The sequence below is a fragment of the Oryzicola mucosus genome (genome assembly GCF_014534685.1).
In the GTDB taxonomy this organism is placed as follows: Bacteria; Pseudomonadota; Alphaproteobacteria; order Rhizobiales; family Rhizobiaceae; genus Oryzicola; species Oryzicola mucosus.
This window is the reverse complement of sequence record NZ_JACVVX010000004.1, coordinates 131,711-145,219: the sequence shown is the minus strand read 5'-3', so window position 1 is coordinate 145,219 and position 13,509 is coordinate 131,711. Positions and strand designations below refer to the sequence as shown.

Annotated in this window: 12 protein-coding genes; 9 read left to right on the top strand and 3 right to left on the bottom strand. The window is 61.3% G+C overall.

All coding sequences use genetic code 11. The features are described 5' to 3' along the window. Positions 1–38: 38 nt before the first annotated feature. Positions 39–707: an outer membrane protein gene (locus ICI42_RS14000; RefSeq protein WP_188165209.1), complete on the bottom strand. Its 669-nt coding sequence runs from the start codon at positions 705–707 to the stop codon at positions 39–41. Positions 708–1,117: 410 nt separating this feature from the next. Here ICI42_RS14000 and ICI42_RS13995 point away from each other — a divergent pair, with 410 nt between their 5' ends. The 6 genes from ICI42_RS13995 (at position 1,118) to ICI42_RS13970 (ending at position 7,540) form a co-directional block, all read left to right on the top strand. Next, a complete protein-coding gene (locus ICI42_RS13995) occupies positions 1,118–1,885 on the top strand; it encodes an SDR family oxidoreductase (protein ID WP_188165208.1) in 768 nt (255 codons plus the stop codon). Further along, positions 1,882–3,915 (top strand): excinuclease ABC subunit UvrC, encoded by a 2,034-nt coding sequence (gene uvrC / locus ICI42_RS13990; RefSeq protein ID WP_188165207.1) that lies wholly within the window; start codon positions 1,882–1,884, stop codon positions 3,913–3,915. Before ICI42_RS13995 ends, uvrC begins: the two co-directional genes overlap by 4 nt. A 102-nt stretch (positions 3,916–4,017) precedes the next feature. After that, positions 4,018–4,614, top strand: a complete 597-nt coding sequence (pgsA, locus tag ICI42_RS13985; protein WP_188165206.1) for a CDP-diacylglycerol--glycerol-3-phosphate 3-phosphatidyltransferase — start codon at positions 4,018–4,020, stop codon at positions 4,612–4,614. Between the two features lie 4 nt (positions 4,615–4,618). Beyond that, the gene (gene moaD / locus ICI42_RS13980; protein ID WP_188165205.1) at positions 4,619–4,873 is read left to right on the top strand and encodes a molybdopterin converting factor subunit 1; all 255 of its coding nucleotides are present in this window, start codon (positions 4,619–4,621) and stop codon (positions 4,871–4,873) included. Between the two features lies 1 nt (position 4,874). Then, the gene (locus ICI42_RS13975) at positions 4,875–5,336 is read left to right on the top strand and encodes a molybdenum cofactor biosynthesis protein MoaE (RefSeq protein WP_188165204.1); all 462 of its coding nucleotides are present in this window, start codon (positions 4,875–4,877) and stop codon (positions 5,334–5,336) included. A gap of 200 nt (positions 5,337–5,536) precedes the next feature. Next, positions 5,537–7,540: a putative bifunctional diguanylate cyclase/phosphodiesterase gene (locus tag ICI42_RS13970; RefSeq protein WP_188165203.1), complete on the top strand. Its 2,004-nt coding sequence runs from the start codon at positions 5,537–5,539 to the stop codon at positions 7,538–7,540. 74 nt (positions 7,541–7,614) lie between these two features. Here ICI42_RS13970 and ndk read toward each other — a convergent pair whose 3' ends face one another. Together ndk and ICI42_RS13960 are read right to left on the bottom strand one after the other, a co-directional pair. Beyond that, the gene (gene ndk, locus ICI42_RS13965) at positions 7,615–8,037 is read right to left on the bottom strand and encodes a nucleoside-diphosphate kinase (protein ID WP_188165202.1); all 423 of its coding nucleotides are present in this window, start codon (positions 8,035–8,037) and stop codon (positions 7,615–7,617) included. A 76-nt stretch (positions 8,038–8,113) separates the two neighbouring features. Then, positions 8,114–8,803 carry a glutathione S-transferase family protein gene (locus tag ICI42_RS13960; protein WP_188165201.1) on the bottom strand — a complete coding sequence of 230 codons (690 nt, stop codon included), beginning with the start codon at positions 8,801–8,803 and terminating at the stop codon, positions 8,114–8,116. Between the two features lie 61 nt (positions 8,804–8,864). Here ICI42_RS13960 and ICI42_RS13955 point away from each other — a divergent pair, with 61 nt between their 5' ends. The 3 genes from ICI42_RS13955 to ICI42_RS13945 all read left to right on the top strand — a co-directional run bounded on the left by ICI42_RS13955 (position 8,865) and on the right by ICI42_RS13945 (position 13,503). Continuing rightward, positions 8,865–9,377 carry a DinB family protein gene (locus ICI42_RS13955; RefSeq protein WP_188165200.1) on the top strand — a complete coding sequence of 171 codons (513 nt, stop codon included), beginning with the start codon at positions 8,865–8,867 and terminating at the stop codon, positions 9,375–9,377. Between the two features lie 61 nt (positions 9,378–9,438). Further along, positions 9,439–11,316, top strand: coding sequence for an ABC-F family ATP-binding cassette domain-containing protein (locus ICI42_RS13950; RefSeq protein ID WP_188165199.1), 1,878 nt, complete (start codon positions 9,439–9,441; stop codon positions 11,314–11,316). Between the two features lie 66 nt (positions 11,317–11,382). After that, a complete protein-coding gene (locus tag ICI42_RS13945) occupies positions 11,383–13,503 on the top strand; it encodes a molybdopterin-containing oxidoreductase family protein (protein ID WP_188165198.1) in 2,121 nt (706 codons plus the stop codon). Positions 13,504–13,509 lie beyond the last annotated feature (6 nt).

The following is a 13,509-nucleotide window of genomic DNA, read 5'->3' as shown; positions in this document are numbered from 1 at the left end:
CTGAAAAGCCCGGCCTTTTCCTTTCGATCCAGAGTGGATCAGAACTTCATGCCGACGCCGAAGGTCACGCGGTGATCGCGGTCCTTGGCCTCGAAGTCGCCACCACCGGTGTTGAACGTCTCTTTGCCGAAGTCCGTGTAGCGATATTCGACGCGACCGAACACTGCTTCCGTCAGCTTGATATCGGTGCCTGCTCCGACGGTGTAGCCAACCATGGTGTTCGTGTCCGAACCGATGCTGTCGGTAAGCTTGAGGCGCTCAAGTGCGAGACCACCCGTACCGTAGACCAGGATGTCCGGGCTGACGGCGTAACCGAGACGGCCACGCAGCGAGCCATCGACACCGGTCTTTGCTTCAAGACCAGCGTTGTCGCCCTTACGGCCGTTGTAGCTCACGTCGCCTTCAACGCCGACGACGAAGTTGTTCATCTCGTAATTGTAGCCGACGAAGCCACCGCCAATGAACCCATCGCTGTCGATCCGGTTGTTACCGGTCTCGTCATGTGAACGGCCGTTGAATGCGTAACCGAGGTTCACACCGGCATAAGCACCACCCCAGCTGGCAACCGGAGCAACTTCCATGGGAACCGCCGGTGCGGGCGGAGCGTCCATGATAGCGTCAGCGGCGAAAGCGGGTGCGGTACCGGCCAAGGCGAGCAGTCCGAGCGCGGCTGCATAGGGCCGGGCAGTCTTGAGAATTGCAGTCATTATTGTTTACTCCTTAGCCAACAAACACACTGGCTGTCTTTTTTCTGGCGAGGCGCCCCGACCCGTCCGGGGGGATAAACGGCAATGGGCGTCTCTGGTTCCGAATGTCGTGCGCAAATGCGGCTGAAACGAACCTGAACTTGGGTGATTGCCGGGCGCAAATGAGGCCGAACCTTGACGTGACGATTCCGCAACAGTTTCTGTCAGTTGACGGGTTGCAAACCAGCAAAGGCTGCTTGGTACAAGGCTTTGCGAGGCCTATATGTCGAGATCGAATAACGGGAATCGCATTGTCGGAATGCCTTTCGAAAGGCAGCCGTCACAATGCTGCCCCATCGGTGAAGGCATTTTAAGAGAGGTTACCGCGCCGCGCCAAAAAAAGTGCTTGCGGGCCTCTCACGAGGATTGACATGAATGAAGCGAAAACCGGCACCGCGCTGGTCACCGGCGGAGCCCGCCGTATCGGCCGGGCGATTGCCGAGGATCTCGCAGCCAACGGTTTTGCGGTGGCTATCCATTGCAATGCGTCCCGCAAGGATGCGGACGCGCTTGCGGAGGCAATTCGCGGCAGGGGCGGTGTCGCGGCCGTCGTGCAGGCCGATCTGGAGAACACCCGTGAGGTCGATGGACTGATCGAGGCCGCGGCCTCGCTGCTTGGGCCGCTGGATGTATTGGTCAACAATGCTTCGGTCTTCGAGGACGATTCCGTCACCGATTTCGAAGCAGAGATATGGGACCGTCATTTCGCAGTCCACGTCAAGGCGCCGGCCCTGTTGACGCGCCGATTCGCAGCAGCTCTGCCGGATGGACGCGACGGATTGGTGGTCAACATGATCGACCAGCGGGTGTGGAAGCCCACGCCGCGCTACTTCTCCTATCAACTGTCCAAATCCACGCTGTGGACGGCGACCCAGACCATGGCGCAGGCTTTGGCGCCGCGCATCCGCGTCAACGCCATTGGGCCGGGACCGACCTTGGCCAACAGCAGCCAGGACAAGACCGAATTCGCCGCGGAAGTCGACAACGTGCTTCTCAGGCGCGGGCCCGACCTTGCCGAATTTGGCCGAACGGTTCGCTACCTTTGGGAAACACGATCGGTGACCGGGCAGATGATCGCCTTGGATGGCGGTCAGCATCTTGCCTGGGAAACGCCTGACGTGACGGGCGGCATCGAATGAGCCCGCGTTCCAAGGATGGCATGCCAACCGGCCCAGGCGACGTTCCGGAGGTCGACATCGAGGATGATGACGAGGCTCTGGAGGCTGCTGCTCCAGCGGATGCACCCAATCTGGCCTTCACGGCCATAGATTGGGCTGGCCATGCCGGCGATGCCGACGGACTGGTGGGTGCCGAGGTGATTCAGACGCTGGTCAAGCGTCTGCCGAACGCGCCCGGCGTCTACCGCATGATGAATGCGGCCGGCGATGTTCTCTATGTCGGCAAGGCCAGGAGCCTGAAAAAGCGCGTCACCAACTACGCGCAGGGGCGTTTTCACACCAACCGCATCGGCCGCATGGTGCGCGAGACCGCGACGATGGAGTTCGTCGTCACCCGAACCGAGATCGAGGCGCTGCTTCTCGAAGCGAACCTCATCAAGCGGCTGCGGCCTCGTTTCAACGTGCTGTTGCGCGACGACAAGTCGTTCCCCTACATCATGCTGACGGCTGATCATCCATCGCCGGGCATCTACAAACATCGCGGCGCGCGCTCACGCGTGAAGGCCGATTATTTTGGGCCGTTCGCCTCCGCCGGCGCGGTTGGCAGAACCATCAATTCGCTGCAGCGGGCATTCCTGCTCAGGACCTGCACCGATTCGTTCTTCGAAAACCGCACGCGTCCCTGCCTGCTCTACCAGATCAAGCGATGCGCAGGCCCTTGCACGGGCGAGGTTTCCGATGCCGACTATGCGGAACTCGTCGGCGAGGCGCGCGATTTTCTTTCTGGCCGCAGCCAGAAGGTGAAGACTGAAATCTCCACCCAGATGCAGCATGCCGCGGAAGATCTCGATTTCGAGCGTGCCGCCGTCTATCGCGACCGGCTGGCAGCGCTCTCCCATGTCCAGAGCCACCAGGGCATCAACCCGCAAGGGGTGGAGGAGGCGGATGTGTTCGCCATCCACCCCGAGGGCGGACAGACCTGCATCCAGGTGTTCTTCTTCCGCACCGGACAGAACTGGGGCAATCGTGCCTACTTCCCCAAGGCTGATTCGGCGATGGAACCGGCCGAGGTGTTCGGCTCCTTCCTGGCGCAGTTCTATGACGACAAACCGCCGCCGCGCGCGATCATGCTGTCGCAGACGGTGGAAGATCAGCAATTGCTTGCCGAGGCGTTGTCCACCCGAGCCGGCCATAGGGTCGTCATTACCGTGCCGCAGCGCGGCGAAAAACGCGACCTCGTCGACCACGCGCTGCAGAATGCGCGCGAGGCTTTAGGTCGGCGGTTGGCCGAGACCTCGACGCAAGCCCGGCTTCTGGCCGGCTTTGCCGAAACCTTCGGGCTCGAGAAGGCCCCGACGCGGATCGAGGTCTACGACAACTCCCACATCATGGGCACCAATGCGGTGGGCTGCATGATCGTCGCCGGCCCGGAAGGCTTCGTGAAGAACCAGTACCGCAATTTCAACATACGCTCGACCGAGATCACCCCCGGCGACGACTTCGGCATGATGAAGGAAGTCATGCAGCGTCGGTTTTCCCGGCTGATCAAGGACCATGGCGAAGAGAGCGCGGGGGAGGACGAGGCGGGGGCCTTCCCGGCCTGGCCGGACGTTATCCTCATCGACGGAGGCCAGGGCCAGATGTCGGTGGTACGGCAGATGCTGGCGGAGCTCGGTGTCGAGGATAAGGTCGTGGCCATCGGCATCGCCAAAGGGCAGGACCGCGACGCCGGACGCGAACGATTCTTCGTCAAGGGCCGTGAATCGTTCTCGCTGCCGGTGCGCGATCCCGTACTGTATTTCGTGCAGCGGCTGCGCGATGAAGCGCACCGCTTTGCCATCGGCACGCACAGGGCGCGGCGCAAGAAGGAACTGGTCAAGAACCCGCTGGACGAAATCGCCAGCATCGGCCCGACGCGCAAGCGCGCGCTGCTTCTGCACTTTGGCACGGCAAAGGCGGTGAGCCGCGCGGCGGTAGAAGATCTGCAGGCGGTGGATGGGATATCGGAATCCATAGCCCAACTGGTTTACAACCACTTTCACGAAAAGTGACGGAAGCTGCCCTATAACTTTGATTGGATCATCGTTTTTAAGCGTTGACCCCCCACATAAGCTTCTGATTTCAGTAGCACTGATAAATAAGAGTTCTGCACAATGGCACGACGCGCGTTCAATCTTCCAAACATGCTGACCTATGCGCGTATCCTTGCGGTGCCTGTAGTGGTCCTGTGCTTTTTTTTCGAGGGACGCTTGCAATCCAGCGATTTTGCCCGCTGGAGCGCCTTGGCCGTATTCGTGCTCGCCAGTCTGACGGATTATCTGGACGGCTATCTCGCGCGCGCCTGGCAGCAGACCTCCAACATCGGCAAGATGCTCGATCCCATTGCCGACAAGCTTCTGGTGGCGACCTGTCTTCTGCTGCTGGCGGCCGACACCGACCATCGCGGCGGCATTGCCGGCTGGTCCCTGTGGGCCGCGATCATCATCCTTTGCCGCGAAATCCTGGTCTCCGGCCTGCGGGAATATCTGGCGGCGCTGAAGGTCAGCGTTCCCGTTACGCGGCTCGCCAAATGGAAAACGGCTATCCAGATGGTGGCCATCGCCTTCCTGCTGGCCGGTCCCGCCGGCGACAAGATTTTCCCCTACACCACCCAGTTCGGCCTGACGCTGCTGTGGATCGCAGCCCTAATCACGCTTTACACCGGCTACGACTATTTCCGCGCCGGGATGAAGCACATCATGGACGAATGAGCCGATGACCCGCCTCATCTATTTCGCCTGGATCCGCGAGCGCATCGGCAAGCTCGAGGAAGAGGTCGAACTGCCCTCTGACGTGACCACGGTGTCGGACCTGCTGCAATGGCTGCGCGGGCGGGGGGAGGGATATGAGGCCGCCCTGCAGCAACCCAAGATCATCCGGGTCGCCATCAATCAGGAACATGTCGAGCACCGCGAGCCTATCGCCGGTGCGCGGGAGATAGCGCTTTTCCCGCCCATGACCGGGGGGTGACATGAGTGTCGCGCCGATGATCCGTATCCAGGCCGAGGATTTCGATACATCGGCGGAGATCGCGCGGCTGACCTCAGGCCGGGGCGATGTCGGCGCAGTGGTGACGTTTTCGGGCCTGTGCCGCGACGAGGCCGGCACGCTCGCCGCGCTGGAGATCGAGCATTATCCGGGGATGGCCGAGGCGGAGATCGGTCGCATCGCCGTGCAGGCCTGCGAGCGCTGGCCGCTGACAGGGCTGACGGCTGTGCATCGCTTCGGTCGCATCCTTCCCGGTCAGAACATCGTGCTGGTCGTCGCCGCATCCGCTCACAGGCAGGCCGCGTTCGAAGCGGCGCATTTCCTGATGGATTACCTGAAGTCGCGCGCACCTTTCTGGAAAAAGGAGCATCGTATCGACGGCTCGACGGGAGAGTGGGTCGAGGCGAAAGAAAGCGACGAAGAGGCCGCCGCCCGCTGGCGCTGAGTGACCACAGGCGTGGTATGGGCGCTATCGTCCACCTTCAGTATTGTCGCTTCGAAGCATCTCGGATTGCCTTGAACTTCGAAGCGACTCAACCGTTGGTGTTATAATGATCGAAAGACCATTGGCCACATCGGTGGCGCGGGCCTCCCTCTTTGGAACGGGGCGTCAAGTTTGGAATTGAAGGGAGGCTGTTAAACGCCATGCCATCGCTGGGCGGCTCTCTCGCAAATGACGTGTTTGCCGCGTATGCTATCATGGCTGTTATGGCGGTATCTGCCCTAGCGTGTCTGTTCGCTGCTCTATTTTATAGACGACGATACCTGAGCGTACTCGATGCCAGCGAAAACCCACGCAATCTAGTAGAGGAACAGATTGCCGTCCCCCGTTCGTCCGGCGTCGACAAAACGGGTGTTCCCGTCGCTTGCGAGGGAGCGGAGGACGAGATCAGCGAGGTTACGCGGCGTGTCCAACTTGAGCACCGCTTTCAAAAGCTGACCGATCAGGTCCCAGGTGGCCTTTTCCAGATGGTAAGGCATACGGATGGCAGCTTTACCGCACCCTATTTAAGTCCTGGCTTTCGTAAACTGACCGGTATCCCCGACGGGGCCCCCAACCTTGATCCAGACATGGCCCTTACCCAGGTCGTGGAGGAGGACCGTGAGGGCTATGTGATGTCGCTTAAAGAGTCCGGGCTTAGACTTGTGCCTTGGGACCATGAGTTCAGGTTTCGTCCGGGCGGCGGGGATATGGAAAACTGGTTCCACGTCATTGCCATGCCCGACAAGGCTGCGGACGGGACGATCACTTGGCACGGCTATGTCAGCGACATCTCCGTCCGCAAAAGACATGAGATGGAAATTGAGAAGCTGGCCTATTTCGACACGCTTACCTTGCTTCCCAATCGGCGTCAGTTTCTGGACCGGATGAGCCATGCGGTTGCGGCTTGTGCGAAAGCCGGGCAATTCGGCGCGCTGCTCTACATTGACCTCGATAATTTCAAGGTACTCAACGATACCCAGGGTCATCACGTCGGCGATGCTTTTCTGGTCCACGTGTCGGCACGTTTGCGCATATGCATCCGGCCGGAGGATGTCGTCGCCCGCATCGGTGGCGATGAATTCGTTGTCATTCTCGAGCCTACGGGACGCGACAGCGCCAACATCGTCCATCGCGCGACAAAAGTCGCCAACCGAATTCTGGAAGCATTGCGTGAAGGTTTCGATCTGGCCGGTACACGGCACGTCTCGACCGCCAGCATAGGCGTCGCAATTTTCGACGGCACAGACGTCAGTGTCGACGATATTCTTAAGCGTGCCGATCTTGCCATGTATCAGGCAAAGACTTTGGGACGGAACAAGCTTGCACTGTTCGATCCGGTCGCGATGCAACACGAGTCCGAACGGTACCGGCTTCTGGCGGATCTACGCCAGGCTCTGCACAATGGCGAACTCGACTTCCATTACCAGCCCCAGGTGGACCATAGCGGCAGGATATGCGCCGCCGAAGGCCTGATCCGGTGGAGCCATCCGACCATGGGGGTGCTCATGCCGGATCGCTTCGTGCCGCTCGCCGAGCATTTCGGGCTCAATCAAGAGCTTTCCCGGTTCACCATCGAACGCGGGCTGGCGGTCCTGGCATCATGGCGGGATGACCCGGTGATGAAATCCATCCGACTTGCGGTCAACATCGGCGCTCAGTCCTTCGCCGCCAATGACTTCGTGGCTACCGTCAAGGAACTGGTTGACCGGTACGAGATCGATGCCGGCCTGTTGACGCTGGAATTGACCGAGCACGTCATGGCCAAGGAGCCCGATCGTGTTTCCGGCCAGATGCATGAACTGAAGCAGCTTGGGGTTCGGCTGTCGCTCGACGATTTCGGCACTGGATATTCGTCGCTGGCCTATCTCAAGCAGATGCCGTTCGACGAGGTCAAGATCGACGGCAGCTTTGTCGAAGACATTGAAACGCGTGAAAACGATCGCACACTGGTCAAGACCATTCTTGCGATGGCTCGACTGCTGGGGCTGGAAGCCGTTGCGGAGCATGTCGAGAATGTTCGCCAGGAGGCGTTCTTGCGGGCCTTCGGATGCGATTATCTCCAAGGCTTTCTGTACAGCCCAGCCGTACCACTTTCGCGCTTCGTGGCGCTTTGTCACGACGCTGACAAAAGCAAGCCCATCCCGATGATCGGTGGCCGGTTATAAAAAAAGCCGAGACGTAAATCTCGGCTTTTTCGATTCATTTTCCAAGGCTTGCGCCGCGGAACGATCTGTTTGGATCAGCCGACGATCTCGGTGCCCGAGAACCAGTAGGCGATTTCTTCAGCGGCGGTCTCCGGGGCGTCCGAGCCATGCACCGAGTTTTCGCCGATCGACAGAGCGTGAACTTTGCGGATCGTGCCCTCATCAGCGTTGGCCGGATTGGTTGCGCCCATCACTTCGCGGTTCTTGAGGATGGCGTTCTCGCCTTCGAGAACCTGGACGATCGTCGGTGCGGAAGACATGAACTCGACCAGTTCGCCGAAGAAGGGACGATCCTTGTGGACCGCGTAGAAGCCTTCGGCCTCGCGACGGCTCATCCAGACGCGCTTGGATGCGACGACGCGCAAGCCGGCGTCTTCCAGCATCTTGGTGATGGCGCCCGTCAGGTTGCGCCGGGTCGCGTCGGGCTTGATCATCGAGAACGTGCGTTCGATCGCCATGGTAGGTCCTTGTCCAATTGGGTTTTGAAGCGTGGCGCGCTCTATACAAGCCGCCCGCGCCATTGCCAAGGGGCGTTCAAGCTGCCGCGACCTCTCGGCCCAGGCCTTCGTGCAGATCCAGACAGCGCTCGAACCAATCGAGGACGGGGTCGCCTTTTTCGAGCAGGGGGTAGCTGGAGACGATGCGCCCCCACTGGAATGCACCGAACACGATATAGTCTGCAAACAGCGGCGTCTCGCCGCCGATGAAAGGCTGGTAGGAAAGCATGCTGCGCAACGGCGCGAGCGAGGTGCGAAACGCTGCCAGCCCTGCTTCGCGTCCTGCGGTTACCTCTTCCAGCGTCTTCTTGAAGTTTGCCTCGCGGCTGGCGCGGAAATATTTGGTGTTCTCGTCGTCCTGCATGGCATTGATGTCGACGACGGCGACGATCGAGACATAGGGATGGATCGTCGCCTGCGACCATCTTTCCACGAAGCGCGCCATCGCCTCGCCGCCCGGGCCTCCGAACAGCGAAGGGCGGTCCGGGTAGGTTTTTTCGAGATACAGTGCGATGGCAAAGGAATCCGATAAGATTGTCTCGCCGTCGCGGATGACGGGGATCGTCTTGGACGCACCGCCTTCGACTGCAGGGACATCGAGAAAGCGTGTCGGGACGCGCTCGTAGTCCAGGCCCTTGTGCGCAAGAGCCATCGTCGTCTTCCAGCAATGCGGGCTGAACGGCCTCGATGCGTCCTTGCCGACAAGATCGTACATAAGAATGGTCATTGCGATATCCTGCGCTGCCTGTAGGTAACGTGTTCGAGCCGATAAGTGCCTCGGGGGAACGATGAAAACGCATTTCAGAATGTTTGCGGCCTACAATCAATGGGCCAACACACGGATTTTCGACGCGGCGTCCGAACTCAGCGTGGAAGAATACGAACGCGACGTCGGTGCCTTCTTCAAGTCTGCGATGGGCACCTTGAACCACCTTCTGGCGGCCGACCGAATCTGGCTCAAACGCTTCACCGGCGAGGGCGATGCGCCGACAGCGCTCGACGCGATCATTCATCGCGATTTCACAAAACTCTACGCAGCGCGCCAAGCTGAGGACAAACGCCTGTTGGATTGGATAAACGGGTTCACCGACAAGACGCTCTCAGGGCGTTTCACCTATCTGACGGTGACCGACATGCGGACGGTGTCGCAGCGCTTGGCGCCTGCATTGGCGCACCTGTTCAACCATCAGACCCATCACCGCGGGCAGGTGCATACCATCCTGACGATCCACGGCAGACCGTCGTTGAATCTCGATCTCATCAGCTTCCAGCGGACCAAGGAGGGGCTGGCCTTCGCCTGATAGCACCCAAGCGGGCGCTGAACCCCTTGCGAAGCTTTGTCGTCCATGCAAAACCGCCGCCATGCTTATCATCAACGATCTCTCCCTCCGTGTCGCTGGACGCCTGCTTCTCGACCACGCCTCGCTGACCTTGCCGGCGGGCACAAAGGCGGGACTCGTCGGCCGCAACGGCACCGGTAAGACCACGCTGTTCAAGGCGATCACCGGCGACCTGTCGTCGGAGTCCGGCAGCGTCAGCTATCCGAAGAACACGCGCATCGGCCAGGTGGCGCAGGAAGCGCCCGGCACGGAAGACCCGCTGATCGAGATCGTGCTGAAGGCCGACCTGGAGCGGACGGCTCTTCTCGAGGAAGAGAAGACGGCGACGGACCCGCACCGCATCGCTGACATCCATATGCGGTTGGCCGACATCGATGCTCATTCCGCCGAAGCGCGGGCTGCGACCATTCTCGCCGGCCTCGGCTTCGACGACGAAGCGCAGCGGCGCCCAGCCTCGTCCTTCTCCGGCGGTTGGCGCATGCGCGTCGCGCTGGCAGCGGTGCTGTTTGCCGAGCCCGACCTGCTGCTGCTCGATGAGCCGACCAACTATCTCGATCTCGAAGGCACATTGTGGCTGGAGAACTACGTCTCGAAATATCCGCACACCGTGCTTCTCATCAGCCACGACCGCGACCTGCTCAATCGCGCGGTCAATTCCATCGTCCATCTCGACCAGAAGAAGCTGACGTTCTGGCGTGGCGGCTATGACCAGTTCGAGCGCCAGCGCGCCGAGCAGGCGGAGCTGCAGGAGAAGGGCCGCGTCAAGCAGGAAGCCGCGCGCAAGCACCTGCAGAGCTTCGTCGACCGTTTCCGCGCCAAGGCGTCGAAGGCCCGCCAGGCCCAGTCGCGCATCAAGGCGCTGGAGAAGATGAAGCCCATCGCCGCCATGGCGGATGACAGCGTGCGGCCGTTCAGTTTTCCGGAACCGGTCAAGACCGTGGCGTCGCCCATCGTGGCGCTGGACAAGGTCAGCGTGGGCTATCAACCCGGCGCGCCGATCCTGAAGAAGATGACGCTGCGCATTGACGCAGACGACCGCATCGCGCTGCTTGGCGCAAACGGCAACGGCAAATCGACCTTTGCCAAGCTTCTGTCGGGCCGGCTAAAATCCGATTCAGGAACGGTGACGATTGCGCCGGGTCTGAAGGTCTCTATTTTCGCCCAGCATCAGCTGGACGATCTGCGACCGGATGAAAACGCCTATGAGCATGTCCGCCGGCTGATGCCGGATGCCCCGGAATCCAAGGTGCGCGCCCGCGTTGCGCAGTTCGGTCTCGCCACCGAGAAGATGAACACGCCGGCCAAGGACCTTTCGGGCGGCGAGAAGGCACGTCTCTTGATGGGGCTCGCGGCCTTTGACGGTCCCAACCTGTTCATCCTCGACGAGCCGACCAACCATCTGGATATCGACAGCCGCGAAGCTCTGATCCATGCGCTCAACGATTTTCCCGGCGCGGTGATCCTGATCTCGCACGACAGGCACTTGCTGGAAGCCACCGCCGACCGGCTCTGGCTGGTCAAGGACGGCGCCGTAAACCCGTATGACGGCGATCTGGAGGACTACAAGACGCTGGTGACGGGTGTTTCGGGCGACCGCCGCGAGAAGCGCGAGGCTGAAAAGGCATCGAAAGCCGACCGCCGCCGCGAGGCCGCGACACGCCGCGCTGCGATGGAGCCGCTGGCCAAGGAAATCCGCGCCACCGAAGGGTTGATGGACCGCCTGCGCAAGCGCATCGACACCATCGAGGACGAGCTTGCCAACCCCGCGCTCTACGAGAAAGACCCGATCAAGGCGACTCGCCTTGCCAAGGAGCGCTCCGAGTTGTCCAGCCAACTCGCCGCCCACGAAGAACGTTGGCTGACCATGTCGGCGGACTATGAAGAGGGCGTCGCGGAATAGCTAGCGCTGTTCCGCCTGAGACAGCAGGCGCTACACACGTGCCGCAATTCGGGTTACGCTGCTGCCATGAACCAGCACGCCAGCATCGCGCAAGCCAAGCTCCGCATCGGTCATTCGGCCTGTCCGCATGACTGCCCGTCGACCTGTGCGCTGGACGTTGAGCTGTTGCCGGATGGCCGGATCGGCCGCGTGCATGGCGCGCGGGACAATTCCTACACCGCCGGTGTGATCTGCGCCAAGGTCGCGCGCTACGCCGATCGCATCCACCATCCGGACCGCCTGCTGAAGCCTCTGGTGCGCGCTGGCGGCAAGGGCGAGGGCGTCTGGAAGGAAGCCAGTTGGGAAACCGCGCTCGACCTCGTCGCCGAGAACTTCATTCGCGCTGAGGAAAAACATGGCAGCGAAGCTGTCTGGCCCTACTACTATGCCGGTACGATGGGATTGGTGCAGCGCGACGGCATCAACCGGCTGCGCCATGCCAAGAAATATTCGGGCTTCTTCGATACGATCTGCACCAATCTCGCCTGGACCGGCTGGGTCATGGGCACGGGGTCGCTGCGCGGTGCCGATCCGCGCGAGATCGCCAAATCCGACTGCGTGGTCATCTGGGGCACCAACGCTGTGGTCACCCAGGTCAATGTGATGACGCATGCCATCCGCGCCCGCAAGGACCGCGGCGCTAAGATCGTCGTCATCGACATCTACGACAATGCGACCGTCAAGCAGGCCGATCTCGGCCTGATCCTGAGGCCGGGCACGGATGGCGCGCTCGCCTGCGCGGCCATGCACGTGCTGTTTCGCGATGGGCTCGCCGACCGCGCCTATCTCGAACGCTACACCGACGACCCGGTTGGGCTTGAGCGGCATCTGCGCGACAAGACGCCTGAGTGGGCTTCTGCTATCACCGGGCTGTCCGTGCAAGAGATCGAAGCCTTCGCGCGGCTGGTCGGCACCACGCCGAAAACCTTCTTCCGCCTCGGCTATGGCTTCGCTCGCCAGCGCAACGGCGCGCCGAACATGCATGCCGCGCTGTCCCTGGTTGCCGTCGCGGGCTCCTGGCAGCATGAGGGCGGCGGCGCCTTCCATTCCAACTCGGGGATATTGAAGTTCAACACGGAGCTTCTGGAGGGCGGCAGGCTTCGCGATCCGAACATCCGATATCTCGACCAGTCGCGCATTGGCCCGGTCCTGACGGGGAGGACGGACGCGCTCAATGGGGGTCCGCCCGTGACGGCATTGCTGATCCAGAACACCAATCCCGCCAATGTGGCGCCGGAGCAGCGCTTGGTGAAACAGGGACTTCTGCGTGACGACCTGTTCACCTGCGTGCATGAGCAGTTCATGACAGATACGGCAAAACTTGCGGATGTCGTGCTGCCGGCGACCATGTTCCTGGAACATGACGATATCTACAAAGGCGGTGGCAATCAGCATGTCACGCTCGGGCCGAAGCTGATCGAGCCTCCCGTCGGCCCGCGCACCAACCATTTCGTCATTGAGGAGCTGGCCAAACGGCTGGGTGTGGCGGACAGGCCCGGCTTCGGTTTGACCGAGCGCGACCACATTGAAATCATGCTGGAAAAGAAGGGGCTTGGCAGCTTCGACAGTTTCCGCGAGCAGCGCTGGGCGGACCTGCAGCCGGAATTCGAGACCGCGCATTTTCTCAAAGGATTCGGTCACGCCGACGGCAAATTCCGTTTCCGGCCGGACTGGACGGGCACGGTAGCCCCCAACAAGCCGCCGCGCAGCATTGGCATCCAGGGCGATGTCGCGCGCCTGCCGGACTTTCCCGACCATGTCGATCTGATCGAAGTTCCGGACGCCGTCCATCCGTTCCGCCTGGCCACATCGCCCGCGCGCAACTTCCTCAACTCGACCTTCACCGAGACGCCCGTCTCGCGCCAGAAGGAAGGGCGTCCCGAACTGCTGATCCACCCGGACGACGCCGCGACCTTGGGTGTCGCTGATGGCGACCGGGTCGAACTTGGCAACCGGCGTGGCGACGTCGTGCTGCATGCCAAGCTGTTTGCCGGCCTGAAACGAGGCGTCGTGATCGCCGAAGGCATCTGGCCAAACTCGGCGCATGAGCGCGGCGAAGGCATCAATGTGCTGACCGGATCGGACGCCGCCGCACCCTATGGCGGCGCGGCGTTCCACGACAACAAGGTCTGGGTGAGGGCGGCGTGAGCAACC

What these genes read in the sequence shown, in the direction of transcription:
- ICI42_RS13995 (WP_188165208.1), top strand. Translation starts at nt 1,118, where the DNA reads ATGAATGAAGCGAAAACCGGCACCGCGCTGGTCACCGGCGGAGCCCGC.
- ICI42_RS13960 (WP_188165201.1), bottom strand. Translation starts at nt 8,803, where the DNA reads ATGACCATTCTTATGTACGATCTTGTCGGCAAGGACGCATCGAGGCCG.
- ICI42_RS13970 (WP_188165203.1), top strand. Translation starts at nt 5,537, where the DNA reads ATGCCATCGCTGGGCGGCTCTCTCGCAAATGACGTGTTTGCCGCGTAT.
- ICI42_RS13945 (WP_188165198.1), top strand. Translation starts at nt 11,383, where the DNA reads ATGAACCAGCACGCCAGCATCGCGCAAGCCAAGCTCCGCATCGGTCAT.
- uvrC (WP_188165207.1), top strand. Translation starts at nt 1,882, where the DNA reads ATGAGCCCGCGTTCCAAGGATGGCATGCCAACCGGCCCAGGCGACGTT.
- ndk (WP_188165202.1), bottom strand. Translation starts at nt 8,037, where the DNA reads ATGGCGATCGAACGCACGTTCTCGATGATCAAGCCCGACGCGACCCGG.
- moaD (WP_188165205.1), top strand. Translation starts at nt 4,619, where the DNA reads ATGACCCGCCTCATCTATTTCGCCTGGATCCGCGAGCGCATCGGCAAG.
- ICI42_RS13955 (WP_188165200.1), top strand. Translation starts at nt 8,865, where the DNA reads ATGAAAACGCATTTCAGAATGTTTGCGGCCTACAATCAATGGGCCAAC.
- ICI42_RS13950 (WP_188165199.1), top strand. Translation starts at nt 9,439, where the DNA reads ATGCTTATCATCAACGATCTCTCCCTCCGTGTCGCTGGACGCCTGCTT.
- ICI42_RS13975 (WP_188165204.1), top strand. Translation starts at nt 4,875, where the DNA reads ATGAGTGTCGCGCCGATGATCCGTATCCAGGCCGAGGATTTCGATACA.
- pgsA (WP_188165206.1), top strand. Translation starts at nt 4,018, where the DNA reads ATGGCACGACGCGCGTTCAATCTTCCAAACATGCTGACCTATGCGCGT.
- ICI42_RS14000 (WP_188165209.1), bottom strand. Translation starts at nt 707, where the DNA reads ATGACTGCAATTCTCAAGACTGCCCGGCCCTATGCAGCCGCGCTCGGA.